The 24,913-nt window shown below is 69.5% G+C and carries 23 protein-coding genes; 11 read left to right on the forward strand and 12 right to left on the reverse strand.

All coding sequences use genetic code 11. The features are described from left to right. Nucleotide 1: 1 nt before the first annotated feature. From acsF to bchF, 12 genes are read right to left on the reverse strand one after another with little or no spacing between them, the layout of a single operon-like run. Complete coding sequence (gene acsF, locus HNR01_RS19195) at nt 2-1,102, reverse strand: magnesium-protoporphyrin IX monomethyl ester (oxidative) cyclase (protein ID WP_183669152.1); 1,101 nt, start codon at nt 1,100-1,102, stop codon at nt 2-4. After that, nucleotides 1,099-1,395: an O2-dependent cyclase accessory protein gene (locus tag HNR01_RS19200; protein ID WP_183669229.1), complete on the reverse strand. Its 297-nt coding sequence runs from the start codon at nt 1,393-1,395 to the stop codon at nt 1,099-1,101. Before HNR01_RS19200 ends, acsF begins: the two co-directional genes overlap by 4 nt. 17 nt (nt 1,396-1,412) lie before the next feature. Next, nucleotides 1,413-1,883: a photosynthetic complex assembly protein PuhC gene (gene puhC, locus HNR01_RS19205; protein ID WP_096487582.1), complete on the reverse strand. Its 471-nt coding sequence runs from the start codon at nt 1,881-1,883 to the stop codon at nt 1,413-1,415. A 15-nt stretch (nt 1,884-1,898) separates the two neighbouring features. Continuing rightward, entirely contained in the window at nt 1,899-2,570 is a 672-nt protein-coding gene (puhB, locus tag HNR01_RS19210) for a photosynthetic complex putative assembly protein PuhB (protein ID WP_183669155.1), read from the reverse strand. A gap of 10 nt (nt 2,571-2,580) precedes the next feature. After that, a complete protein-coding gene (gene puhA / locus HNR01_RS19215) occupies nt 2,581-3,354 on the reverse strand; it encodes a photosynthetic reaction center subunit H (protein WP_017483272.1) in 774 nt (257 codons plus the stop codon). Nucleotides 3,355-3,368: 14 nt separating this feature from the next. Beyond that, the gene (locus HNR01_RS19220) at nt 3,369-4,814 is read right to left on the reverse strand and encodes a BCD family MFS transporter (protein ID WP_183669157.1); all 1,446 of its coding nucleotides are present in this window, start codon (nt 4,812-4,814) and stop codon (nt 3,369-3,371) included. Then, a complete protein-coding gene (gene bchM, locus HNR01_RS19225; RefSeq protein WP_183669159.1) occupies nt 4,811-5,542 on the reverse strand; it encodes a magnesium protoporphyrin IX methyltransferase in 732 nt (243 codons plus the stop codon). The genes HNR01_RS19220 and bchM overlap by 4 nt, the downstream gene beginning before the upstream one ends. Before the next feature lie 14 nt (nt 5,543-5,556). Next, nucleotides 5,557-6,450 (reverse strand): ferredoxin:protochlorophyllide reductase (ATP-dependent) iron-sulfur ATP-binding protein, encoded by an 894-nt coding sequence (gene bchL / locus HNR01_RS19230; RefSeq protein WP_183669161.1) that lies wholly within the window; start codon nt 6,448-6,450, stop codon nt 5,557-5,559. Then, nucleotides 6,447-10,163: a magnesium chelatase subunit H gene (locus HNR01_RS19235; RefSeq protein WP_183669162.1), complete on the reverse strand. Its 3,717-nt coding sequence runs from the start codon at nt 10,161-10,163 to the stop codon at nt 6,447-6,449. The genes bchL and HNR01_RS19235 overlap by 4 nt, the downstream gene beginning before the upstream one ends. Next, nucleotides 10,138-11,730 carry a ferredoxin:protochlorophyllide reductase (ATP-dependent) subunit B gene (gene bchB, locus HNR01_RS19240; protein ID WP_183669164.1) on the reverse strand — a complete coding sequence of 531 codons (1,593 nt, stop codon included), beginning with the start codon at nt 11,728-11,730 and terminating at the stop codon, nt 10,138-10,140. The genes HNR01_RS19235 and bchB overlap by 26 nt, the downstream gene beginning before the upstream one ends. A gap of 5 nt (nt 11,731-11,735) precedes the next feature. Then, nucleotides 11,736-13,004, reverse strand: coding sequence for a ferredoxin:protochlorophyllide reductase (ATP-dependent) subunit N (locus tag HNR01_RS19245; protein ID WP_183669166.1), 1,269 nt, complete (start codon nt 13,002-13,004; stop codon nt 11,736-11,738). Then, nucleotides 13,001-13,504, reverse strand: a complete 504-nt coding sequence (gene bchF, locus HNR01_RS19250) for a 2-vinyl bacteriochlorophyllide hydratase (RefSeq protein WP_183669168.1) — start codon at nt 13,502-13,504, stop codon at nt 13,001-13,003. The genes HNR01_RS19245 and bchF overlap by 4 nt, the downstream gene beginning before the upstream one ends. Before the next feature lie 259 nt (nt 13,505-13,763). Here bchF and HNR01_RS19255 point away from each other — a divergent pair, with 259 nt between their 5' ends. From HNR01_RS19255 to HNR01_RS19305, 11 genes are all read left to right on the forward strand, one after another. Beyond that, complete coding sequence (locus tag HNR01_RS19255; RefSeq protein ID WP_183669170.1) at nt 13,764-14,651, forward strand: cobalamin B12-binding domain-containing protein; 888 nt, start codon at nt 13,764-13,766, stop codon at nt 14,649-14,651. Nucleotides 14,652-14,678: 27 nt separating this feature from the next. After that, on the forward strand, nt 14,679-16,142 hold the full coding sequence (gene ppsR, locus HNR01_RS19260; protein ID WP_043376533.1) for a transcriptional regulator PpsR: 1,464 nt from the start codon (nt 14,679-14,681) through the stop codon (nt 16,140-16,142). Nucleotides 16,143-16,266: 124 nt separating this feature from the next. Next, a complete protein-coding gene (gene chlG / locus HNR01_RS19265) occupies nt 16,267-17,154 on the forward strand; it encodes a chlorophyll synthase ChlG (protein ID WP_183669172.1) in 888 nt (295 codons plus the stop codon). Continuing rightward, on the forward strand, nt 17,151-18,518 hold the full coding sequence (locus tag HNR01_RS19270) for a BCD family MFS transporter (protein WP_183669174.1): 1,368 nt from the start codon (nt 17,151-17,153) through the stop codon (nt 18,516-18,518). The genes chlG and HNR01_RS19270 overlap by 4 nt, the downstream gene beginning before the upstream one ends. Nucleotides 18,519-18,522: 4 nt before the next feature. After that, on the forward strand, nt 18,523-19,716 hold the full coding sequence (locus HNR01_RS19275; protein WP_183669175.1) for a geranylgeranyl diphosphate reductase: 1,194 nt from the start codon (nt 18,523-18,525) through the stop codon (nt 19,714-19,716). Then, a complete protein-coding gene (locus HNR01_RS19280; RefSeq protein ID WP_183669177.1) occupies nt 19,713-20,222 on the forward strand; it encodes a TspO/MBR family protein in 510 nt (169 codons plus the stop codon). Before HNR01_RS19275 ends, HNR01_RS19280 begins: the two co-directional genes overlap by 4 nt. Before the next feature lie 3 nt (nt 20,223-20,225). Continuing rightward, nucleotides 20,226-20,585 carry a hypothetical protein gene (locus HNR01_RS19285; RefSeq protein WP_183669179.1) on the forward strand — a complete coding sequence of 120 codons (360 nt, stop codon included), beginning with the start codon at nt 20,226-20,228 and terminating at the stop codon, nt 20,583-20,585. Between the two features lie 48 nt (nt 20,586-20,633). After that, the gene (locus HNR01_RS19290) at nt 20,634-22,229 is read left to right on the forward strand and encodes a c-type cytochrome (protein WP_183669181.1); all 1,596 of its coding nucleotides are present in this window, start codon (nt 20,634-20,636) and stop codon (nt 22,227-22,229) included. A 114-nt stretch (nt 22,230-22,343) separates the two neighbouring features. Continuing rightward, entirely contained in the window at nt 22,344-23,336 is a 993-nt protein-coding gene (gene gnd, locus HNR01_RS19295; protein WP_183669183.1) for a phosphogluconate dehydrogenase (NAD(+)-dependent, decarboxylating), read from the forward strand. Continuing rightward, nucleotides 23,333-24,064 carry a 6-phosphogluconolactonase gene (gene pgl / locus HNR01_RS19300; RefSeq protein ID WP_183669185.1) on the forward strand — a complete coding sequence of 244 codons (732 nt, stop codon included), beginning with the start codon at nt 23,333-23,335 and terminating at the stop codon, nt 24,062-24,064. Before gnd ends, pgl begins: the two co-directional genes overlap by 4 nt. 105 nt (nt 24,065-24,169) lie before the next feature. Next, nucleotides 24,170-24,721 carry a hypothetical protein gene (locus HNR01_RS19305; RefSeq protein ID WP_183669187.1) on the forward strand — a complete coding sequence of 184 codons (552 nt, stop codon included), beginning with the start codon at nt 24,170-24,172 and terminating at the stop codon, nt 24,719-24,721. Nucleotides 24,722-24,913 lie beyond the last annotated feature (192 nt).

The following is a 24,913-nucleotide window of genomic DNA, read 5'->3' on the forward strand; positions in this document are numbered from 1 at the left end:
GCTACCAGACCGGCCGGAGGCGGATGTCGGCCGGCATCGCGTTCTGCTTGACCGGCAGACAGTAAAGCCGTGCGAAGATCGCCGCCGCGGTCAGAGCCTGGGCGCCGTGTTTGAGCTTGCCCGAAAGGCCGCCCTCCGCCTTGGCGGCGGCGATCTTCTCGGCGCAGACCAGCAGCCGATCGAGACCCGCCTTGAAGCGCGGGTCGTCGAGGTCGAGGGTGATCGGGAAGGTCTGTTTCGAGATCTCGGAGGTGATCCGGAAGACCTTGAAGTCGTAATCGGTCGGATCGACCCCGAGCGCCTTGTGGAAGGCGGGACGGCAATGGTCGCGGACATACATCGTCGCGAACACGGCGAGCAGGAAGAAGCGGATCCAGTAGCGGTTCACCCCTTCCGTCAGCCGCGGGTTGGCGCGCATCAGCAGCGCGAAGGCCTCCCCGTGCCGGAACTCGTCGTTGCACCACTTCTCGAACCACTTGAAGATCGGGTGGATGCGCCGCTCGGGATGCCGCTCCAGCTCGCGGTAGATGGTGATGTAGCGAGCGTAGCCGATCTTCTCCGAAAGATAGGTCGCGTAGAAGATGAACTTCGGCTTGAAGAAGGTGTACTTCTTGGTCTTCGTCAGGAAGCCGAGATCGACGCCGACGCCGAAATCCTTCAGCGTGTCGTTGATGAAACCGGCATGACGCGCCTCGTCGCGGCTCATGAAGCCGAACAACTCCTTGATGTCCTTGTTCTTGGCGCGCTTGCGCATCTCCGCATAGAGCACGCAGCCCGAGAATTCGGCGGTGATCGAGGAGACGAGGAAGTCGAGGAACTCCTTGCGAAGCTCCGGGTCCATGCCCGCGAGGTCGCAGTCGAACTCCTCGTTGCGCACGAAGTGGCGCTTGTTCGGGTCCGAGCGCAACTCGTCGATCAGGATGTCCCACTCGCGGCGCACCGGCTCGACGTCGGTGCGGTCGAGTTCGGCGAAATCGGTGGTGTAGAAGCGCGGGCTCAGGAAGGTCGTCTGCTGCGCGCTCTTGGTCGAGTCGTTGACCGGATGGCGCGGCGGCGGAGCTCCGGCCGAGGACGGGTGCTGGGGCTGGACGGTGGCGTTCACAGCTTCCTCCGTTCGGAAAAGCTCACCTCGTAGAGTTCGGTCAGCTCGAGATGGGCGATCAGCTTGGTCCAGGCCCGCTCCAGCCAGCCGGCGCGGGTCACGGTGGCCGTGCGGCGCACGGTCAGGCGCTCGCCGTAGGGCACTTCGGTCGGGGCGTCGTGGACCTGAACCTCGTCGCCGGGTTCGATCTCGAACCCGGCATCGAGCGTCACGTGCGCGTGCAGGCTCTCGGGTGTCTGCTCGATCTCGACGGTGCAGGGCACCTCGACGACCGTCTTGCCGATCCAGGCCATGTCAGCCGCTCCTCCCATCAGCGCAGCTCCGTGCCGGGCAGCAGGCGAGCGAAGGCCTTCGCGTTCGACGGGCCGAAGGCCAGCAGCGCCACGTGGCGCCCGGTCGCTCCATCCTCCAACGACAACGTGCCGTTGTCGAATCGCGTGAGGGTGAAGGGCGGCTCGCGGCCCAGGCCCTCGCGCTGCCGCGCCTGGGCGAGGCCGCGCAGCGTCCCGCGGATGAAGCCGTCCTGACCCGGCTCGATCCGGGCGACCAAGCGTCCGTCCCCGGCCGCGCGCAGATCGATGCCGCCGTCCGGCAGATCCTCGGCGTGGAAGGCCAGAGTCTGGACCGGCCGGGACGGCTGCTCCTCCGGCTCCTTCTCCTGGCCGCGGCCGAGGGCGACCGCGAGCAGGGACACCGCCAGCAGAGAGGCCACGGCCAGAAGAGCCGGCCGCTGGGACGGCGGCTTCTGCGGCGGTCGGCGGAAGTTCAGTTCCACGGGCATCGGTCCAATTCCCGGCTATCGCGCCGCGGCCGTCGAGAGACGGCCCGGTGCGGCACCCCCGCGCGCGCCGATGGCGGCCGGCTCCTCGATGCGGGTGGGGCCGTCGGCATGGGCCGCCAGCGCCGGCGCGAGCAGGGCCGCCACGCTCCGGGCCTCCGGCACGGAGCGCAGCATCGGTTCCGGTCGGCTCACCCGCCAGGGGCGGGCATGGGGCCACAGGTGCAGGTAAGCGACACGCTCGCCCGGCGGCAGCCGCAGGGGAAGGTCGCCGCTGCCATCGGCGAACAGGCGCAGATCCGCCGACTCGATCCGGGTGAGCGGCAGGTTGAGGGTGATCGGCAGGGCGATGCCGACATGCATCACCACCCGCCGGTCGGTCAGGGTGTAGACCGTCGTGCGCTGGACGAGCCAAGCGAGGAAGGTCAGCAGCCCCAGAGCGCCGAGACCGATCAGCAGGGTCGGACCCGCGACGGCGAGTGCCCGCGCCGGCCCGCCGCTGGCGGCAGCACCGATGGCGAGCACCGTGGCGGCGCCGGCGAACCAGAGCATGATGAGCCGGGCGTGAAAGGCGCGCAGCAGCACGCCGTGCAAGGTCGGGGCGCCGCGCCATAGGATGCGCTCGCCCGCAGGCAGCGGACCGGGCAGCCCCCGCAGAGTCCCTTCGGGCAGGAAATCCGACTCGCTCATAGGATCGGCCTCAGAGAATCGGTTCTTGGCGGGCCGGCGAGGCGTAGAGCGTGCCGGCGCCGAAATAGGCCATGATCCGCTCCTCCTCCCGAAGGGTGACGGAGTCGGGATCCTTGGTTCCGGGGATGTCGGCGAACTGCGCCGCCAGCAGCGCCTCGGTCTTCACGGTGCGCGAGAAGCGGCCGGTGGTGCAGAAGGTCGCCGGCATCAGCACCCGGCGGCCGCCCGCACCGAGTTCGACCTCGTAGTAGCGCACGAAGGATTCGCCGCGATCGACCCAGAGATCGACGACGGTGCCGGCGACCTGCCGGTCGGCGCCGAAGACCGGCATCCCGATCGGGTTCGGCCCGTCCTCGTGGACGACGAAGGCATCGGCGACCCGCAACGGAACGATGCGGTACTGCGCATCCCAGGTCCGGTCGTGCTCGTCGTGGCGCGGCACCCACGAGCCCGGACCGACGCCGGCCTGAAGCGAGGTGTCGGTCCGGAAATAGGGGGCGCCGGGAAAGACCTCGCGGCGGGTGCTCGGCACGTCGGTGTCGTAGGCGATGTTGGTCTGCGGCGCGTACATCGTGTGGCCGCTCGACAGATGGAACGCCTTCGGCGTCGGGATCAGGATCGGATCCGGACTCTTGAGACGGCCGGCGGCCTCGTTCTCCAGCGGATAGCCCTCGCGACGGTCCTCGCGGCGAAGATAGAAGACGAGGCCCGCGAAGAAGATCCAGAACGCGTAGAGCGTGATCTGTGCGACATCGATGTAACCGGTGATCTCGCCTCTGGGCATGGCAGGCCTCCCGATCAGGTAAGTCGGTTGACGAGGGGATCGAACCGGCCGACCTGCCCCTCGTCCGGGCAGTCGGCTGCGGGTTCGGCCGCGCGCACGAGCGGGCCGATCGCGACCAGGGTCGCGAACAGCAGCGCGATCTCGACGTGGTAAACGATGAGGTAGCCGATCGCCGGCTCGTTCATGCCTTCGCCGAGCGCGCCCGATTGGGCGATCGCCCCGCCGAGATCGCGCAGGATGCCACTGGCAGCGATCGCCGAACCGGCGGCGGTGGCCTGGGCCGCGCCCCAGGCGCCGAGGGCGAGGCCCGTATCCTCCGGCCCGGCCTTGGACATGGAGGCGGTGAGCGTTCCGTGGGCGAACAGGCCTCCGCCGATGCCGATGAGCGTGACGCCCGCCGCGAATAGTCGGGCGGAGGCGAGCGGCGCGGCGAAGATCACCGCCGAGAAGGCGGCGATGCCGATCACCGTGCCGGTGGCCGCGACCCGGTAGGGGTCGCCGCCGCGGTTGAGCCAGCGCGCCGCCGCGATCAGGCCGAGCCCGCCGCCCGCCGCGAGCATCGCGGTGAGCGCCGTGGTCTGCGCCACGGTGAGGCCGAGAATCTGGCCGCCATAGGGTTCGAGCAGGATGTCCTGCATCGAGAAGGCCGCGGTGCCGAGGGCGATAGCCGCCAGCCGCCGCCGCGCAGTGCCCTCGCCGGCATAGGCGCGCCAGGATTGCGAGAAACGCGGCCGCGGCTTGGTCCGGTCCGTGCGGCCGGGATTGCGCGGCTCCTGCTTCCACAACGCGACGCCGTTGAGCACGACGGTGATCAGCGCCGCACCCTGAATCACCTGGATCAGGCGGATCGCCGAGAAATTGGCGAGTGCCAGCCCGAACAGAACGGCGCTGCCCATCATGCCGGCGAGCAGCATGGCGCAGAGGAGCGCCACCACCTTCGGGCGGGCGTGGGCCGGGGCAAGATCGGTGGCGAGCGCCAGGCCGACGGTCTGCGTCGTGTGAAGTCCCGCGCCGACGAGCAGGAAGGCGAGCGCGGCGGCCACGTGACCGATCCAGAGCGGACCGGTGGTGTCGCCCGAGAGGATCAGAAGGGCGAACGGCATGATCGCCAGCCCGCCGAATTGCAGCAGCGTCCCGAACCAGATGTAAGGCACCCGCCGCCAGCCGAGCACTGACCGGTGCGTGTCCGAGCGGAAGCCCACCAGCGCCCGCAGGGGCGCGAACAGGAGCGGCAGCGACAGCATCACCGCGACGATCCAAGCCGGCACCGCCAGTTCGACGATCATGACGCGGTTGAGCGTGCCGATGAGCAGCACTGCAGCCATGCCGACGGTGACCTGGAACAGCGACAGCCGCATCAGCCGCCCGAGCGGCAGCTCCTTCGTCGCCGCGTCGGCGAAGGGGAGAACCGCCGGGCCGAGGCGAAGCAGAGCCTGGGTGATGGCAGGTCCGGACTTCATCGAGTGGCCCCGCTCTCGACCGGGGCAGGCGGCATCCTGCGCAGCTCGATGGCGTTCGAGAGATAGAACCCGCTATTGACCCGGTGCGTCCGCTCGACGGCGAAGCGCGCTAGGGCCTGCTCCCGCGCGAGGCGGCGCCGAAGCCCGCCCTCCGTCACCGGCACGATGGCGGGCGCCCGGTCGGCCTTCGGGAACAGCTTGCCGGCGGCATGCATCAGCGTCAGCAGCGCTGTCCGCGGGGCGACCGTGAACAGCAGGCTGCCATCGGTGCGCAGGGAGAGTTCGGCGAGCGCCCGCACGATGTCGGGCGCCTGGTAGTGGATCAGCGAATCCATCGCGACGATATGGTCGAAGCGGCCGAGCCAGGGGTCGAGCATGTCGCCGACCCGGAACTCCACCGAGCCCGGCCCTACCATCGCCGGCAGACGTTCGCGGGCGAGCCCGATCAGCGTCGGCGAAACGTCGATGGCGACAACCTCCGCCCCCCGGCGGGCCGCGTCGACCGCGAGCGCGCCGGTGCCGCAGCCGGCATCCAGCAGGCGTCGGCCGGTCAGATCCTGCGGCAGCCAGCCGAGCAGGGTCGCCCGCATGGTGTCGCGCCCGGCCCGCACCGTGGCGCGGATCTTCGAGACCGGCGCGTCGGAGGTCAGGCGCGACCACGCCTCGACGGCGGTGCGGTCGAAATAGGTCTCGAGCTGCGAGCGGCGGGTGAGATAGGGCGTGCTCATCAATCGAAGCCCGATCAGTCGAAACCAAGAAATTCGAACAGGTCGCGGTCTTTCATCGGCGCCGCCTCGCACGGGTCGGCGCCGGCCCAGAGCGCTTCGGCCAGCCGCATGTACTCGTCGGTGACGGCCTTCAGCTCCGGCGACGGCTCCATCTCGAACAGCGTCGACTTCTTCAGGCGTGAGCGGCGCACCACGTCGAGATCGGGAAAATGCGCCAGTCGGCGCAGGCCCACCGCGGCGTTGAAGCGGTCGATCTCGTCCGTCTTGGCCGAGCGGTTGGCGATGACGCCGCCGAGGCGCACCCCGTAATTCTTGGCCTTGGAGTGGATCGCCGCGACGATCCGATTCATGGCGAAGATCGAGTCGAAATCGTTGGCGGTGACGATGAGCGCCCGGTCGGCGTGCTGCAGCGGCGAGGCGAAGCCGCCGCAGACCACGTCGCCGAGCACGTCGAACACCACCACGTCGGTGTCTTCGAGCAGGTGGTGCTCCTTGAGGAGCTTCACGGTCTGCCCGACGACGTAGCCGCCGCAGCCGGTGCCGGCCGGCGGACCGCCGGCCTCGACGCACTTCACACCGTTATAGCCCTCGACGACGAAATCCTCGGGCCGCAACTCTTCCGAGTGGAAGTTCACCGACTCGAGCGCGTCGATGACGGTGGGCGCGAGGCGCTTGGTCAGGGTGAAGGTCGAGTCGTGCTTCGGGTCGCAGCCGATCTGCAGGACGCGCTTTCCGAGCTTCGAGAAGGCCACCGAAAGGTTCGAGGAGGTGGTGGACTTGCCGATGCCGCCCTTGCCGTAGACCGCGAAGACCTTGGCGGTCTCGATCCGGTCGGCGGGATCGAGCGCGACCTGGAGGCTGCCCTCCTCGCGGCGCATGGCGACCGGATTGCGGATGGCGATGTTCATGCCGCGACTCCTGCGGTGATGCCGGGGGTGACGCCCTCCAGCCGGTCTTCCAGCTCCTCCTCGGCGCGGTCGAGCGCGTCGCGCATCGCCGGGTCGGGGGTCCAGAAGCCGCGGCGATGGGCCTCGATGAGACGGCTCGCGACCTTGGCGCAGGCGGTCGGGTTGAGCGACGCCATCCGGTCGCGCATCTGATCGTCGAGCACGAAGGTCTCGGTGATGCGCTCGTAGATCCAGGGCTGCACCGCGCCGGCGGTGGCCGACCAGCCGACCGTGTTGGTCAGCGTCGCCTCGATCTGGCGCACGCCCTCGTAGCCGTGGCCGAGCAGGCCCTCGTACCATTTCGGGTTGAGCATGCGGGTGCGGGTCTCCAGCGCCACCTGCTCATCGAGGGAGCGCACGCGCCCCTCCCCGCGGGTCTGGTCGCTGATGTAGATCGGCACGCTGGCGCCCTTCGCGCGGGCGACCGCACGGCTCATGCCGCCGAGCCCGTCGAAGTAGTGATCGACGGATGTGACACCGAGTTCGACCGAATCGAGGTTCTGGTAGGCGAGATCGACCCGGGCGAGCACCGCCTTCATCAGGTCGCGCCGCGGTTCGGGACGCCCGGTGCGGCCGTAGGCGAAGCTCTTGCGGCGGGAGAACGTCTCGCAGAGCTCACCCTCGTCGTCCCAGCGGCCGGACTCGACGAGATGGTTGACGTTGGCGCCGTAGGCCCCCTCCGCGTTCGAGAAGACCCGCAGGGCTGCCGTCTCGAAGTCGCAAGCCTGCTCGGCTTGGATCGCCAGGGCGTGCTTGCGCACGAAGTTCCGGTCGATCGGCTCGTCGGCCGAGGCCGCCAGAAAGCTCGCTTCCGCCAGAAGCCTCGTTTGAAGCGGCAGGAGATCGCGGAAGATGCCCGAAAGCGTGACCACCGCGTCGATGCGCGGCCGGCCGAGCCGCTCAAGCGGGATCAGTTCGGCTCCGGCAAGCCGTCCGTAGCCGTCGAATCGCGGCGCCGCGCCGATCAGCGCCAGCGCCTGGGCAATCGGGCCGCCCTCGCTCTTCAGGTTGTCGGTGCCCCACAGGACGAGAGCAACGCTTTCCGGCAATGCCCGGCCTTCGGCGATGTGGCGCTCCAGCACCCGCGCCACTTGCTTCGCTCCATCGGCCAGCGCGAAGGCCGAGGGCAGACGGTAAGGGTCGAAGCCGTGCAGATTGCGCCCCGTCGGCAGGATCGCGGGATTGCGCAACAGGTCGCCGCCCGCCACGGGTGCAATGAAGCGCCCGTCGAGTGCCCGCAGCAGGGCGGGCATCTCGCTGTCGCGGGTCAGGTCACGATCGATCCGGGCGAGATCGGCGAAAGCGGTTCGGTTCGCTTCGCTGAGGGGCAGACCTGCCTCGGCCAACGCTTCGTTGAGCGCCGCACCCTCGGTCAGCCGCTCGATCCCGGCGCGCGCCGGTTTCAATCCGTGCGAGGCGTCCGCCAGCGCGAGCAGAAGATCGACGCGCTCCTCGCCGGCCATGCCCTCGCCGACCACGTGAAGGCCGTGCGGGATCAAGGTCTGTTCGAGCTCGCTCAGCGCGGCGGCGAGCGCGGCGACGCGCGGGCCCGTGTCGCCCTCCCAGGCCGGTTCGGCCGGCACGAGATCGACGGCTGCGCCCTGTGCCTGGATGATGGCGGCCAGCGCCGTCCGCTCCGAGAACGCTTCGGGTTCCAGGCCGCGCCAGCGCTCGATCGAGACCTTGAGGTCGCTCAGACCGCGGTAGAGCCCCGCCGTGGCGAGGCTCGGTGTGAGGTAGCTCACCAGCGTCGCGGCGGACCGCCGCTTGGCGAGCGTGCCCTCCGACGGATTATTGGCGGCGTAGAGATAGATGTTCGGAAGGTCGCCGATCAGCCGCTCGGGCCAGCAGGCCCCCAACAGCCCGGACTGCTTGCCGGGCATGAACTCGAGCGCGCCGTGCGTGCCGAAGTGCAGTACCGCGTCGGCGGAAAAGTCCTCGCGCAGCCAGCGATAGAAGGCGCAGAAGGCGTGGGTCGGCGCGAAGCCTTCCTCGAACAGCAGCCGCATCGGGTCGCCCTCGTAGCCGAAGGCGGGCTGCACTCCGACGAAGACGTTTCCGAACCGGGCGCCGAGAACGAGGATGTCGGCGCCGTTGCTCTGGTGGCGGCCAGGCGCCGGACCCCATTGCGCCTCGATCTCCGGCAGATAGGTCTCGCGGCGGACATGTTCCTCGGCCGGGACACGGGCATGGACGTTGGCCGGCGCTCCGTAGCGCGCGGCGTTGCCGCCGAGAATCGTTTCCCGGAGCGCGTCGACGTCGGCGGGGACCTCGACATCGTAGCCGTCGGCCTTCAGGCCGCGCAGGGTGTTCAGCAGCGAGGCATAGACCGAGAGGAAGGCGGCCGAACCGGTGGCGCCGGCATTCGGGGGAAAGTTGAACAGTACGACGGCGAGCCGCCGCTCGTGCTTCGGACGGTGTCGAAGGCGCACGAGCCGCTCGACCCGGGCGGCGAGGCGCTCGGCACGCTCGGGATGCACGCGCATGTCACGGGCATTGCCGGGGCCGGAAGCCGATGAGCGGCCGCCGAACACCATCGGCGCGGTCGCGCCGTCCAGTTCCGGAATCGCGACCATCATGGTCGCCTCGACCGGCGAGAGGCCGCGCGCGCCCGCCTCCCACTGTTCGAGCGTCTGGAACTCGAGCGCGTGGGCGGCGAGATACGGCACGTCGAGCCGTGCCAGGGTCGCCTCGGCCGCCGCCGAGTCGTTGTAGGCCGGGCCGCCGACCAGCGAGAAGCCGGTGAGTGAGACCAGCGCGTCGATCGTCGGCTGTCCGTCCGCCGTGAAGAAGGCGTCGACCGCCGGGCGGTTGTCGAGCCCGGCGGCGAAGGCCGGCACCACCGAAAGGCCGCGCGCCTCGAACGCGGCGATGACGCCGTCGTAATGTGCTGTGTTGCCGGCCAACACGTAGGAGCGCATCAGCAGCAGGCCAACGCGCCCGCGCGCCCCCGGCACGGCCGGCATCGCCGAGAGGTTCTCGCCGACCCGGCCCGACATGCGCGGATGGTAGAGGCCGGTCTCGGGATAGTGCTGTGGGGCCGGCGCGGCTGCGATCTCCCGCCATCCGCAGCGGGGACCGGCGGCGTAACGCTGCACGAGGAAGCGCACGAGGCTCGCTACGTTCTCGTCCGAGCCCGCGAGCCAGAATTGCAGGGTCAGGAAATAGGCCCGCACGTCCTGCGCCGAGCCGGGGATGAAGCGTAGGATCTTCGGAAGCTTGCGCACCAGCGCCATCTGCCGGGCGGCGTTGCCCTCCGCGCCCGGCTTGCCCCGCAGACGCTTGAGGAAGTCGAGCGCCGAGCGCTTGGCGCCGCTCATGTCGAAGCGGTTGAGCCGCGTCGTGCGCACGATCTCGGCGGCCGAGAGGCAGCCGATCATCGCGTCGCAGGCATCGCGGCGAGCCAGCAGCGCCGGCAGGATCGCCCGAACGTGCTCGTCGAGGAACAGCATCGCCGAGACGACGATGTCGGCGCGGGCGATGTCCGCCTCGCAGGCCTGGAGCGCGGCCTTGTCGGTCTCCCATTCGGCGGCGGCGTGGAAGCTCAGCACCAGGCCCGGCATCTGCGCGGCGAGCCGCAGACGCGCCCGCTCCACCGCGCTCGCCAAATGATTGTCGAGCGTGACGATGGCGACGCGGATGGTGGGCCTATCGGCCGAAATGCGCCTTGGCATCGTAGAGGGTCTCGAGGGTGATGAGCGGTAGGTGCCGCTCGCGGGCGAAGCGCTCGGTGTTGGCGCGGGCCTTCCCGCGCACGAAGAACGGGATCTTCTTCAGCTCCTTCTCGGCATCGGGCGCCCACGGCGCGGTTCGGATCGCATCGGCGTCGGGGATGGGGAGGGATGGAACGGGCGCCGACGCGAGGGGAGGATTCATCGGCGCCCGCTCCGCGGCGTCCGCGATCCGGCTCGGCGTGCGACCGAGATGGGACGGGGCGGCGCCATCGTGGAATTCGGGATCTTCACGGAACATCCCGAGGAGATGCTCCTCCAGCCCCATCATCAGGGGATGCACGAGGGTGTCGAACAGGACGTTCGCGCCCTCGAAGCCCATCTGCGGCGAGTGGCGGGCCGGAAAGTCTTGGACATGGATCGGCGCCGATATCACCGCGCAGGGGATGCCGAGCCGCTTGGCGACGTGGCGCTCCATCTGCGTGCCGAGCACCAGTTCCGGCATAGCTGCCTGGATCGCCGCCTCGACGTCGAGGTAGTCGTCGGTGATCGTCGCCTCGATCCCGTGTAGAACGGCCTCCGCCCGGACTTCTCGGGCGAACTCGCGGCTGTAGCTGCCGAGTCCGACGAGCCTGAAGCCGAGTTCGTGCGCGGCGACCCGGGCGATGGCCAGGGCGTGGGTGGCATCTCCGAAGACGAAGACGCGCTTTCCGGTGAGATAGGTCGAGTCGACGGAGCGGCTGTACCAGGGCAGCCGCGACGACGCGTCGGCGAGGACGGGGGCGGGATCGGCGCCGGCGAGCGCCGCAACGGCCTCCACGAAACGCCGTGTCGCCCCGACGCCGATCGGTACTGTGTCGACGAAGGGCTGCCCGAACGTCTTTTCGAGGTACTGCGCGGCGGAGCGCGCCACCTCGGGATAGAGCACGACGTTGAAGTCGGCCTCCCCCAGCCGGGCGAGATCGCCGGGACTGGCACCGAGCGGCGCGACGACATTCACCGCGATCCCGAGCGCATCGAGAATGCGCCGGACCTCGATCAGGTCATCGCGGTTGCGGAAGCCGAGCGCGGTGGGCCCGAGGAGGTTGCAGCAGGGGCGCCGTCCCGTGCGCGGGCGGCGCTCGGCCGGGCTGCCAGCGAGCGCGCGCACCAAGCGGTAGAAGGTCTCGGACGCGCCCCAGTTCTCCTTCTTCTGATAGGCGGGCAGTTCCAGAGGAATGACGGGGATCGGCAGGTCGAGCGCCCTGGCCAGGCCGCCCGGATCGTCCTGGATCAGTTCCGCCGTGCAGGAGGCGCCGACGATCATCGCCTGCGGACGGAAGCGCGCGTAGGCGGCGGCGACCGCCTCCTTGAAGATCGCGGCGGTGTCGCGACCCAGATCCTGGGCCTGGAAGGTCGTGTAGGTCACGGGCGGACGCTTGGCGCGCCGCTCGATCATCGTGAACAGAAGGTCGGCGTAGGTGTCGCCCTGAGGCGCGTGCAGCACGTAGTGCAGGCCCTGCATCGCGGTGGCGACCCGCATGGCGCCGATATGCGGCGGTCCCTCGTAGGTCCAGACGGTGAGCTGCATCGCGGCTACACCTCCAGCCGGGCGCGCCGGACGAGCGGTCGCGCGAACAGTTCGGCAAGGTCGCCCGCCTGCTCGTAGCCCTGGATCGGCGTGAACAGCAGCTCGATCGACCACTTCGTGGTCAGCCCCTCCGCCTCCAGCGGGTTGGCGAGGCCGAGGCCGCACACCGTCAGGTCCGGCCGCGCTGCCCGGCAGCGGTCGAGACCGTCATCGAGGCTCTGGCCCTCCACCACCGGCGTCCCGCCGGGAAGCCAGTCGATCTCCGCGGCGAGGTGGGCGCGATGGAGGTAGGGCGTGCCGATCTCGATCAGCTCCACGCCCATCTCCCGCGCCAGGAAGCGGGCGAGCGGCACTTCGAGCTGCGAATCGGGGAAGAAGAACACCCGCTTCCCGGCGAGCTTTTCGGCGTGGGCCGCCAGTGCCTGACGCGCCCGGCGAAGGCCCGGCGCCGTCACCGTCTCAAAGCGCCGCCCATCGACGCCGAACGCCTCGGCCGCCGCGTGAAGCCAAGCGGTCGTCCCCTCCGCGCCGAGGGGAAACGGAGCGGCGATCCGGTGGGCGCCGCGTTCCTCCAGGGCCCGGGCGGTGTCAGCGAGGAAGGGCTGGGCGAGGAGGAAGCGCGTGCCGCGTCCGACCGCCGGCATCTGATCGGCTCGCCGCGCCGGCAGGAACCGTGCGGCGATGCCGAGATCGGAGAACAGTCGCGTGAACTGGTCCTCGACCACGTCGGCGAGCGCGCCGACGACGAGCAGGTCCCGCGTCGCGGCCGTTTCGGGAAGAGCGGGCACCAGCGCCGCGAGGCAGGCATCCTCGCCCTGAGTGAAGGTCGTCTCGATGCCCGAGCCCGAGTAATTGAGCACGCGCACGGCGGGAGCCAGCCGCTGCGACAGCCGCAGGGCCGCCCGCGACAGGTCGAGCTTGATCACCTCGGAAGGACAGGATCCGACGAGGAACAGCAGCCGGATGTCCGGTCGCCGCTCGATCAACCGCGTCACGACCCGGTCGAGCTCCTCGTTCATGTCGGCGAGACCGGCCAGATCGCGCTCGTCGATGATGGCGGTGGCGAAGCGCGGTTCGGCGAAGATCATCACGCCCGCCGCCGATTGGATCAGGTGGGCGCAGGTGCGCGAGCCGACGACGAGGAAGAACGCGTCCTGGATCTTCCGGTGTAACCAGACGATGCCGGTCAGGCCGCAGAACACCGCTCTCTGCCCACGCTCGGCGCGGACGGCGACGCCGCATTCCGTTGCGGCGATGGGCGCGTGGGCGTTCACCGTGTGGCCCCCGCTGCGAGGGCGAGGGGGGCTGGCGCCTCGAGCCGAGCCGCCCGGAGCTTCAGGAGGAACTGGCCGGCATTGATGAGGTAGGCGGCATAGGCGGCCAGAGCGAGGACCATTAATCCGGGCGTGCCGAGCCAACCGAGGCCCAGTGCGGCGAGATAGGCCGTGTGCAGCGCCAGCACGAGCATGCTGAACACGTCCTCCCAGAAGAAGGCCGGCGCGAACAGGTAGCGGCCGAACACGACCTTCTCCCAGATCGAGCCCGTCACCATGATCGCGTAAAGAAGTAGGGTCTTGGCGACGACGGAAGCGTTGGCGAACTCCGCCCCCTCCCCCGTCGCGAGCGTGCGCAGGACGAGGCCGAGGCTCACGAGGAAGACGACGAACTGCAGCGGGGCCAGCACCCCCTGCACGAGTGTCCAGGGCGAGGCATCGCGCCGTTGGCGTTCGGCGCTCGTGTAGAGCGGTCTGTGCCGGCCCTGGCGCTGACGCATGGCGTCGGCCCTCGCTCGCTTCCCGGTCCCGTTTCGCGGAACCCCGATTGCAGTGGAGCCTAGGCCTGGCCGGCAGAAACTGTCAATCCAAGTTGACGTTCTCTCAAGATGACATTTCTCGGCGTCCGGAGCGAGGCCGGGGATTGCCAATCGTCGGCGGAAGCGTATCGTTGGGCTACACGCGTCCGTTGCTTTCGGCGGGGCATAGCGCATTAAAATGCGCCTTTCCCCATTGATCCGCATCCTCGGGGAGGCGCCCATGGGTGAGTGGAGGCATTTCGGCGAGCGGTTCGAATTCCCTACGGTCGCACCGGATTGCGGTGCCCTAGGGGAGCCGCTGGAGAACTCGGCCCTCGACGACCAGCCCGGCGGGGCGCTGATGCGCGGTCAGCTCGCAAGCGTTGTCGAGGCGGAGATTCTGCCCCGACTCATGCTCGCCCACCGCCTCCGGACCCATCCGCGCGGTCCGGTTTCGAGCGCCCAGCCGAAACAGGAGGAGATCCAGCGCCTCTGCGCGCTGTTGCTCGCCCGCACCGATACCGACCTCGCTGCGCATCTTCTGGCCCTGCTCGATGCCGGGCTGACGCTCGAAGGCGTGCTGGTCGAGTTGCTCGCCCCCGTGGCCCGTCACCTCGGGCAGCTCTGGGAAGACGATGCGTGTGACTTCGTGGACGTGACCCTCGCCCTGGGGCGGCTTCAGGCGGCGACGCGGGATCTGTGCGCGAGATTGGAGGACGACGGCGCCGATCCGGCGGGTCGTAGTATCCTCCTGCTGCCGTGCCCCGGCGAGACCCACGTGTTCTGCCTGTCGCTGGTGGCGACCATCTTCCGCGAGGCGGGATGGGACGTGACCACCGCGGGCGTGCGATCGGATTACGGTCCCGAGGAGCTCGTCCGGTCGGAATGGTTCGACGTCGCCGGTCTGACGCTCTCCTGCGACGTGTTCCTCCCGGCCCTCGCGGATCTGATCCGACGCCTGCGCGTCGCCTCGCGCAATCCGCGGCTGAAGGTTCTGGTCGGAGGGCCCTATTTCGTCAGGAACCCGGCCCATGTGCGCCTCGTGGGCGCGGACGGCACCGCGGAAGATGGGCGCCTTGCACCGCTCATCGCGGAAAGCTTGCTTGAAATGCGATCGCGAGCCTGTTGATAAGGGCGCTTTCCGCGCCATCACGAAGTGTTGACCTTGAGCAGCTTGGCGAGCCCCACTCCCCGGCGCCCTTCCCCGGCGCTGCAACAGGCGGCCGGCCTCCTCGACGGAGAGGCGGCCGGACTGCTGATTGCGGCGACGTCCGATCTCTCTCTCGTGGTCGATGAGCGCGGCATCATCCGCGACACGAGTGCGGGCCGCGCCGATCTCGAGGGGCAGGGAATCGAATCCTGGCTCGGACGGCCCTGGATCGACACGGTGACCGTCGAGAGCCGGCCGAAGATCGACGCGCTGCTGCGCGACGCGGCACCCGGCACCATCACTCGCTGGCGGCAGGTCAACCATCCCTCCCCCACCGGCACCGATCTGCCGATCCGCTACGCCACCCTCAGGCCGCAGAAGGACGGACCGATCATCGTGGTCGGACAGGACCTTCGGGCGACCGCCGCGCTGCAGCGGCGGCTGGCCGAGGCCCAGCAGGCGCTGGAGCGTGACTACGACCGCCTGCGTACGGCTGAGACCCGCTACAAGCTTCTTTTCCAACTCTCCGGCGAGCCCGTGCTGGTGGTCGATGCGGGCACGCGGCGCGTGACGGAGATCAATCCGGCAGCGATGCGGCTGCTCGGCCGCTCGCAGAAGCGCGTCGTCGGGCAGGATGCCGCCGACCTGTTCGATTCGGGAAGCCTGCGGGAGCTCGAGACCCTGTTCGCGGGCCTCCGCGTGACCGGGCAGGCAGCCGACCTCGTCGTGCCGCTGACCGGCGGCCGGGGCGATGTCCGCGTTTCCGCCTCCCTGTTCCGCGGCGAGGGTACGACCTCGGTGCTGGTGCGCCTCGCCCCGCTGGCCCCCGTCACGCCCGAACGTGTCGAGTTCGGCGGCGGCGCGCTCGATATCATCCAGCGGATGCCGGAAGGCTTCGTCGTCACGGACGCCGCGCGCCGGATTCTCACCGCCAATACCGCCTTCCTCGACCTCACCCAGCATGCCACCGAGGAGCAGGTGCGGGGCCGGACGTTGGACAACTGGCTCGGCCGCGAGGAGACCGAGGCGCTCGCGCTGTTCGCACTGCTGCGCGATCACGGCTCGGTGCGCCACTTCCCGACCGCGATGCGCGGCCAATACGGGTCGGTCGAGGAGGTGGAGATTGCCGCCGTCGCCACTGCTCACGCCGAGCAGCCCTGTTTCGGCTTCACGGTCCGTGCCACGCCGCGGCGAGCGGCCCCGGTCCATACGGGCGGCGGCATGCACGACCTCCCCCGCTCGGTCGAGCAAATGACGGAGCTGGTGGGACGCGTCTCGATGAAAGCTCTCGTGCGCGAGACGACCGATCTGATCGAGAAGCTGTGCATCGAGGCGGCTCTGCGAATCACCCGCGACAACCGCGCTTCCGCCGCGGAGATGCTGGGTCTGAGCCGGCAGGGGCTCTACGCCAAGATGCGCCGTTACGGCGTCGGCGATCTCGATGCGAACGACCCTGAGTTGATGCCCTAGCATGTGGCCTCGTTTTCATGAAATATAATGCAATTTTATATTCTTTGTCGGCGAAACCGATTTTGTCTCACGCGAGTGTAAAGTCTGATTGACACTTGTCGTGCCGGGCCGCTAGCTTCCAGGCATGGCAACGCCCGCACCGAGCGCCGTCGTCGAGCTCCTCAAGCCGATCACATGGTTCGCGCCGATGTGGGCCTTCGGTTGCGGGGTGATCTCGTCCGGTCAGGCGCCGTCCGGACAATGGTTCGTCATCGCCGCCGGCGTGGTCCTGGCCGGGCCCCTGGTCTGCGCCACGAGCCAGGCCGCCAACGATTGGTTCGACCGCCACGTCGACGCCATCAACGAGCCGAACCGCCCGATTCCGTCGGGGCGCATTCCCGGACGGTGGGGCCTCTATCTCGCCGCCGGCTGGACGATCCTGTCGCTGGTCGTCGCCGCGATGCTCGGACCTTGGATCCTCGGCGCTGCCCTGTTCGGCCTCGTGCTGGCCTGGATCTATTCCGCGCCGCCGCTCCGGCTCAAGCGCAACGGCTGGTGGGGCAACTCGGCGGTTGCCCTCTGTTACGAGGGATTGCCCTGGTTCACGGGCGCGGCAGTGATGGCCGCGTCGATGCCGGACCGGCACGTGCTCCTCGTTGCCCTGCTCTACTCCGTCGGCGCCCACGGCATCATGACCCTCAACGACTTCAAGTCTGTTGAGGGAGACCGGGCAATGGGCCTGCGCTCGCTGCCGGTGCAGCTCGGCTCCGATCGGGCCGCGCGCTTCGCCTGCCTGGTCATGGCCCTGCCGCAGGTGGTCGTGGTGGCGCTCCTCTTCCATTGGGAGCGCACCTGGCATGCCGGGCTGGTCGCCGCCCTGCTCGCAGGGCAGCTCGCCCTGATGCTGCACTTCCTGAAGGCGCCCCGGTCCCGCGCCGCCTGGTACAACGGTACCGGCACGACGCTCTACGTCCTCGGCATGCTGGCCTCGGCTTTCGCCCTGCGTCCACTCGTGCAAGGGCTGGCGCCATGACCCGCGCCGTCCCTGCCTTCCCGCCATCCTTCTCGTGGATCCAGATCGTCCGGCTCGGGCTCGTCCAGACCGCCCTCGGAGCGGTCGTGGTTCTCATGACCTCCACCATCAACCGCGTCATGGTGGTGGAACTCGCCCTGCCGGCCATCGTGCCCGGCGGGCTCGTCGCCCTGCACTACGCCACGCAGGTGCTGCGGCCCCGCTGGGGCTACGGCTCGGATGTCGGTGGTCGGCGCACGCCCTGGATCGTCGGCGGCATGGCCGCGCTCTGCCTCGGCGGTTTCGGCGCCGCGGCGGCGACCGCTCTCGCCGCGACGGACGTCGCGGCCGGGCTGGCGCTTGCGGTGCTGTCGTTCCTGCTCGTCGGCATGGGCGCGGGCGCGGCGGGCACCTCGCTCCTCGTGCTGCTCGCGACCGGGGTCGAGGCCAGGCGACGGGGCGCGGCGGCGACCATCGTCTGGGTGATGATGATCGCCGGCTTCGCCGTCACTGCGCCGCTCGCGGGGCACTTCCTCGATCCATTCTCCGGCGCCCGCCTCGTCGCCGTGTCGGGCACTGTTTCGTTGATCGCCTTCGCCGTGGCCGGGCTCGCGGTCGCCGGCATCGAGCCGATACGGACGACCTCCGCCGCCACGAGGCTTGCGGACAGGCCGCCGTTCCGCGCCGTGTTGGCCCAGGTGCTGGCTGAGCCCGCCGCGCGGCGCTTCACGCTGTTCATCTTCGTCTCCATGCTGGCCTACAGCGCGCAGGAGCTGATCCTCGAACCCTATGCCGGTCTCGTTTTCGCGATGACGCCGGGGGCGACGACCAAGCTCGCGGGCCTGCAGCACGGCGGCGTGCTCGCCGGCATGCTCTTCGTGGCCGGCGTCACCGTGTTCGTCGGCGGGCCGGTTCTGGGCTCCCTCAAGCTCTGGACGGCGGTCGGCTGCGCCCTCTCGGCGCTGGCGCTCGGGGCGATCGCCGGCGGCGGGCCGGTCGGACCGGATTTCCCGCTTCGGGCGGCGGTGGCGGGGCTCGGCTTCGGCAACGGGGTCTACGCCGTGGCGGCGATCGGCTCGATGATGGCGCTGGCCGGACGCGGCGGCGAGGCCGAGCGCGGCACCCGCATGGGCGTCTGGGGCGCGGCCCAAGGCGTCGCCTTCGGCGCAGGCGGCTTCCTCGGCACCCTGGCGGTCGATCTCGCCCGCCTCGTCGCGACGGAACCGGTCTACGCCTACGCCGCGGTCTTCGCGCTCGAAGGTGTCCTGTTCCTCGTTGCCCTGCTCATCAGTCTGAGCGTCCAGCACGTCACCGTCGGCCGTCGGCAGAACCCGCTGACCGAAACGGCCTCCTTCCAGCTCAACCCCGGATACGAGGCGAGGTAGCGCCATGGCCCACCACGACGCTTGCGAGATCTTCGACGTCGTGGTGGTGGGGGGCGGCCCGGCCGGAGCGACCGCGGCCGCGGATCTCGCCACGTCCGGACACCGCGTGCTGCTCCTCGACAAGGCCGGACGGATCAAGCCGTGCGGCGGCGCGATCCCGCCGCGGCTGATCCGCGACTTCGCGATTCCCGATGCGCTTCTGGTCGCTCGTATTCGCAGCGCCCGGATGGTGGCGCCGAGCGCGCGCCACGTCGACATGCCGGTCGGTGACGGCTTCGTCGGCATGGTCGATCGCGAGCATTTCGACCCCTATCTGCGGGAGCGGGCGGCGCTGGCCGGGGCGGAGCTGCGCGACGGCCTGTTCGAGCGCATCTCCCGCGACGCTCCGGGTTTCGCGACCGTGCATTACCGCTCCGACAAGGGGGCCGCGGATCATCGCGCCCGTGCGCGCCTCGTCATCGGTGCCGACGGGGCGACCTCCGCCGTGGGACGCGCCGAGATACCCGGGCATGCCCGGATGCGGCAGGTCTTCGCCTATCACGAGATCATCCGGCGCCCGGCCGATGCCGCGCATGACGGGGCGCGCTGCGACGTCTACTATCAGGGCCGCCTGTCGCCGGATTTCTACGCCTGGATCTTTCCCCACGGCGAGACCGTGAGCGTCGGCACCGGCAGCGCCCGCAAAGGCTTCTCCTTACGCGGCGCGATCCGCGATCTGCGTGCGGGCACCGGCCTCGACGCCTGCGAGACGATCCGCCGTGAGGGCGCGCCGATCCCGCTCAAGCCGCTGCGGCGCTGGGACAACGGACGCGACGTGCTGCTCGCGGGCGACGCGGCGGGCGTCGTCGCACCGGCATCCGGCGAGGGCATCTACTACGCCATGCTCGGCGGCCGCCTCGCGGCCGAGGCGGCGAAGGCGTTCCTCGCCACCGACGATGCCCGGGCGCTGGCCGGCGCGCGCAAGCGCTTCATGCGGCTGCACGGGCGTGTCTTCTGGATCCTCGGGATGATGCAGTGGGTCTGGTACCGCAGTGACGCCCTGCGCGAGCGCTTCGTCGCGATCTGCAAGGACCGGGACGTCCAGCAGCTCACCTGGGACGCCTACATGAACAAGGAACTGGTCCGCGCGAAGCCAGCGGCTCATGCGCGAATCTTCTTCAAGGATCTCGCGCACCTGTTCCGCTGGGTCTCGCCGTGACCGGTATGGTCGCCGGCGGGTGGGGGCCGCCCATCGTCGCCGGCCTCGCTGCCCTTGCCGTCGCCCTGGCGGGCGGTGTCGCGACCCGGACGGACGCTTGGTATCGCCGGCTGCGCGTTCCCGCCTGGAAACCGCCGGACTGGGCCTTCGGTCCGGTCTGGGCCATCATCTTCGCCCTCACCACCGCCTCGGCCGTCATCGCCTGGAACGCCGATCCCGATCCGATGGCGCGCGCGAGGCTCGTTTCCGTCTTCGCCGTCAACGGTGCGCTCAACATCGCCTGGAGCGTGATCTTCTTCCGCCTGCGTCGGCCCGACTGGGCCTTCGCCGAGGTGTTGGTGCTCTGGCTCTCGATCCTGGCCGTGATGGCCATCGTCGGCGCGGTCTCGCTGCCGGCGGCGCTGCTCAACCTTCCCTATCTCGCCTGGGTCAGCGTGGCGGCCTGTCTGAACCGTACCATCGTCCGCCTCAACCCGCCCTTCGATCCCCGCTTGAGGAGCACATGAGCGATGGCCGAGATCCTCGCCCCGCTCTTCTTCTCAGGGCGCATCGTCGACGGCATCCTCGTGCTGATCGGCATCGAGGCCCTGGTGCTGCTCGGCGCCCGCGCACGCTGGGGACGCGGCCCGACGCCGGCGGCACTCCTGAGCAATCTCGCCTCCGGTGCCGCGCTGATGCTGGCCCTCCGTGCGGCGGTCACCGGTGCCGCCTGGCCCTCCCTTGCGGCTTGGCTGACCGTGGCCCTCGTCGCGCATCTCGCCGAGTTGGCGATCCGTTTTCGCCGGAGCGATCCGGCTCCGCGCGGAACTGTGACAATGCGGCCCGGAACAACCGAAAGTGGCGGACGTTCGGTGCGCGTCCGCCAATAACCTAGAACGATTCTCGCCGGGGGCTCTTCAACGTCGGAGATCGGGTTCATGACACGTCTGACCGTCCTGGGCTCCGGTGGGCTCGCTCTGGCCACACTCCTCTCGGTCGGCACGGCCCGCGCGCAGGAGGCAGATACCGATCTCATCAAGCGCGGCGAGTATCTGGCAACGGCCGGCGACTGCACGGCCTGCCATACCAAGACCGGCGGCAAGTTCATGGCCGGCAATTATCGGCTCGACACGCCGATCGGCGCGATCATGACACCCAATCTCACGCCGGACGACGAGACCGGCATCGGTAAGTGGAATTACGAGACTTTCGAGAAGGCGTTCCGTCACGGCATCGGCGACGAGGGTGAGTACCTCTATCCGGCCTTTCCGTTCGGCTGGTTCACCAAGGTGTCCGACGAGGATACGAGGGCGATCTTCGCCTATCTCAAATCGCTGCCGGCGGTGAGGGAGATGCGGGAGGAGAACGAGATCCCCTTCCCCTTCAACGTGCGCACTGCCCTGATCACTTGGCGCACCGCCTTCTTCACCGCGGAACGGTTCAAGCCGGATCCGAATGCGAGCGCCGAGGTGAACCGCGGCGGCTATCTCGTCGAAGGTCTCGGCCATTGCGGCATGTGCCACAACGAGCGAAAGCTCGTCGGCAATTCCAGCCTTTCCGGCCGCTTCGGCGGCGGTGTCATCGACGGCTGGTACGCGCCCAACATCACGCCGGACGGGCACCAGGGGATCGGCGCCTGGAGCGATGCGGAAGTCGTCACCTACCTCAAGACCGGCACGGCCCCGGGCAACCGGCCGGGCGTGGCCGCGGGCCCGATGCGCCAGACCATCGAGGAATCGCTCTCCAAGATGACTGACGCCGACCTGAAGGCGATGGTCGCCTATCTGCGGACGGTTCCGGCCAAGCAGACCTACAAGGAGCGGGACCTCCAGGCCTTCAACCAGCCGGGCGCACCGGGGGCAGACACCTACCTGACCTACTGCTCCTCCTGCCACCGCCCGGACGGCAAGGGCGTCGAGGGCGCGATCCCTGCTCTGGCGGGCAACACCTCGGTTCAGTCCGCAGGCCCGGAGACGGTCATCAACGTGATCGTCGGCGGACTCGCCGCCCAAAGCGGCTACGCGCCGATGCCGGCCATCGGGCAGGAGATGACTGACGACCAGATCAAGGATGTCACCGACTACATCCGCAATTCCTGGGGCAACAAGGCGCCGGTGGTCACGGAGACCGGCGTCGTCGCGAACGCGCGGCGGAAGATCAGGACCATGATGGCCGGCAACGCCCCGTGCTCGACCATCGAGAACGATAAGCTGAAGGCCGGCATCGAGCAGGCCGTGGGCGGCGATGCGCTGAACGGGCTGAAGCCGAACGACTTCGTTCCCGTCCTCTCCCGGGTCGCGCCGCAGGTGAAGGCGGCCGCCCCCGAAGCCGGCGACGATGCGGTGGTCAACGGACTGCTTGCGGCCTTCTGCAAGGCCAACCGCACCGATCGGACGGCCGAGCCGCTGCCCTGGTCCGCGACGATCGGCTCGTTCGGCAACGTCGCCTACAGCCAGGTCAAGAACCCGGAGAAACGGGTGGACGCCGCGCCCGGCCAGCCCCCGGCCTCGGGGGCAACGCCACCCAAGCCTTGATTCCGGGTTTTACGCCCTACCATTGCCGGGTGTCGCCGCCGCTCGAACGATCCGATCCGTGAACCGGACGGATCGCGCGGCGGGTCCTGACGGCCCCGATGGGAGTGCGACCGGATGCAACTCGGCATGATCGGCCTCGGCCGGATGGGCGGTAACATCGTTCGCCGTCTTCTGCGCGACGGCCACACGGCCGTGGTCTACGACCGCGATCCGAAGGTGGTGGAGGCGCTGGCCGCCGAAGGTGCGACCGCCGCCACGAGCCTCGAAGATCTCGTCGCCAAGCTTGAAGCGCCCCGAACCGCCTGGGTGATGCTTCCGGCCGGGCAGATCACCGAGGAGACGGTGAGGACGCTCGGCGGCCTCCTGAGCGCCGACGACTGCATCATCGACGGTGGCAACTCGTTCTATCAGGACGACGTGCGACGTGCCCGCGACCTCGACGCGAAGGGGATCCACTACGTCGATGTCGGCACATCCGGCGGCGTATGGGGGCTGGAGCGCGGCTACTGCATGATGATCGGCGGCCACAAGGAGGCCGTCGATCGGCTCGACCCGATCTTCCGCACGCTCGCGCCGGGCATCGGCGAAATCCCGCGCACGCCGGGACGCGAGGACCGCGACCCACGGGCGGAGCAGGGCTACATCCATGCCGGCCCGAGCGGCGCCGGCCATTTCGTGAAGATGATCCACAACGGCATCGAGTACGGCCTCATGCAGGCCTATGCCGAGGGCTTCGACATCCTGCGCCACGCCAACGCTCCCGACGTCCCGGAGGAGCGCCGCTTCGATCTCAATCTCGGGGACATCGCCGAAGTGTGGCGGCGGGGTAGCGTCGTCTCCTCTTGGCTCCTCGATCTCACCGCCGCCGCGCTGGCCGGCGACGAGCGCCTCGAAGGGTTTTCGGGCTATGTCGAGGATTCCGGCGAGGGCCGCTGGACCATCAACGCGGCGATCGAGGAGGCCGTACCGGCCACCGTCCTCTCCAGCGCGCTGTATCGCCGCTTCCGCTCCCGCGAGGACGAGAGCTACGCCGACAAGCTGCTCTCGGCGATGCGCCAGGGATTCGGTGGCCACAAGGAGCCGCCGCGCCGCGGGCCCGCGCCGTGATCGCGCTTCCCCCGAACACCGAGCTGACGGCGGACGCCGAGGCGACCGCCCGTGCGGCCGCCGAGCATCTTCTCGCGATAGCTGAAAGCGCGCCGGGCGAGCGCGTCGCGATCTGCCTGTCAGGCGGCTCGACGCCGAAGCGGCTCTACGCCTTGCTGGCCTCGCCCGGCTTCGTCGAGCGGGTGCCGTGGGCGCGCATCCACTGGTTCTTCGGTGACGACCGCGTCGTGACATGGGATGATCCCCTGAGCAACGTGCGGATGGTGCGCGAGGCCTTCGGCCACGCCGCACCGGTGCCGGCGACGCACCTGCACTTCATCCCCTCGGACGAAGGCGTTGAGGCGGGCGCCCGCGCCTACGAGCGGACTTTGCAGGCATTCTACGGCGGCGAGCGGCTCGACCCGGACCGTCCGCTCTTCGATCTCGTGCTCCTTGGTCTCGGCAGCGACGGTCACACCGCATCGCTGTTTCCGGGCAAGCCGGCTCTGGCCGAGCGCTCGGCCTGGGTGGCGCCGGTGCCGGAAGCCGGGATGGAGCCTTTCGTGCCGCGCATCACCCTGACCTTTCCCGCCCTGGCCTCGTCGCGATCCGTGCTGTTTCTCGTCAACGGCGCGGGCAAGCGCGACGCGCTTCGGCGGCTCGCGGCGGGCGAGGATTTGCCGGCGCGTCACGTCGAGAGCGCGGGGCGATTGACGTGGTACATCGATCGCGAGGCAGCCGAGGCCTGACCCCGAGCGCGCCTCCTCGCCGCAGGTTGCGGCGTCCGCCTCATTTTCGACGTGGATCCTACCCGTGTATGAACGGCCGATCCTCGACGAAACCGGAGTACCCCGATGGGAGCAGCCGACGGTGCGGCCGCGCTGGACGCTTGGCCGCGGGTCCGCCAGCCGCGCTTCGCTCTGCGGCGCGGACGCCTGCAGCCCGGCCCGCTGAAGTTCCTCGATCGGCGCGGCCGACGGCCCGCCTGGAGCATCGCCGCCGGCCTGTTGGGTCTCTCCCTCGTCACGACCTGGGCGATCGCCTCGCAGATCCGCAGCAGTGACGCCGTTTCGGAGCAGACCGCCCTCGTGGCAGGGGCAGAACCTGCTCAAGACGAGGTTCGGCCGGTCCGCTCCGTTGTTATCAACCCAGCGGCCCCGGACAGCGAAGCGCCGGCTGCGATCGAGGCCTCCCGGCAACTTTCGACGGCTATCACGGCGCCCGAGCCGCAGCCGGTCGTCTCAGTCGCGCCCGCTGCCCCGGTTTCCAAACCGGTCTCCACTCAGACGATCGATCTCGGAGCCTTGCCGATTCTGACGCTCGACGAGACGGCCTTCGACGCCGCGCCGGCGCCGCTATCCGAAAACCCGGCTCCTACCGCGCCACGGGTCCGGGCCAGACCGTAATCCGCAGCGCATTCGGAAGCGACGCCCGGTTCGACTGAGCGTTGGTCAAGGGGGTTCCACCGGCGGCGCTTTGTGCCCAGTGCCCGGCCCCCGTGGGGACCGGGCCCGATCCTGTCTCGCCGGAGGCCCAATCCGAGCGCTCCCTTTTGGATCACCGTTCGGGTGCCGTGCGGGTTAGCCAAGGCTATCTCG

The organism is Methylorubrum rhodesianum, assembly GCF_014199985.1.
GTDB lineage: Bacteria > Pseudomonadota > Alphaproteobacteria > Rhizobiales > Beijerinckiaceae > Methylobacterium > Methylobacterium rhodesianum.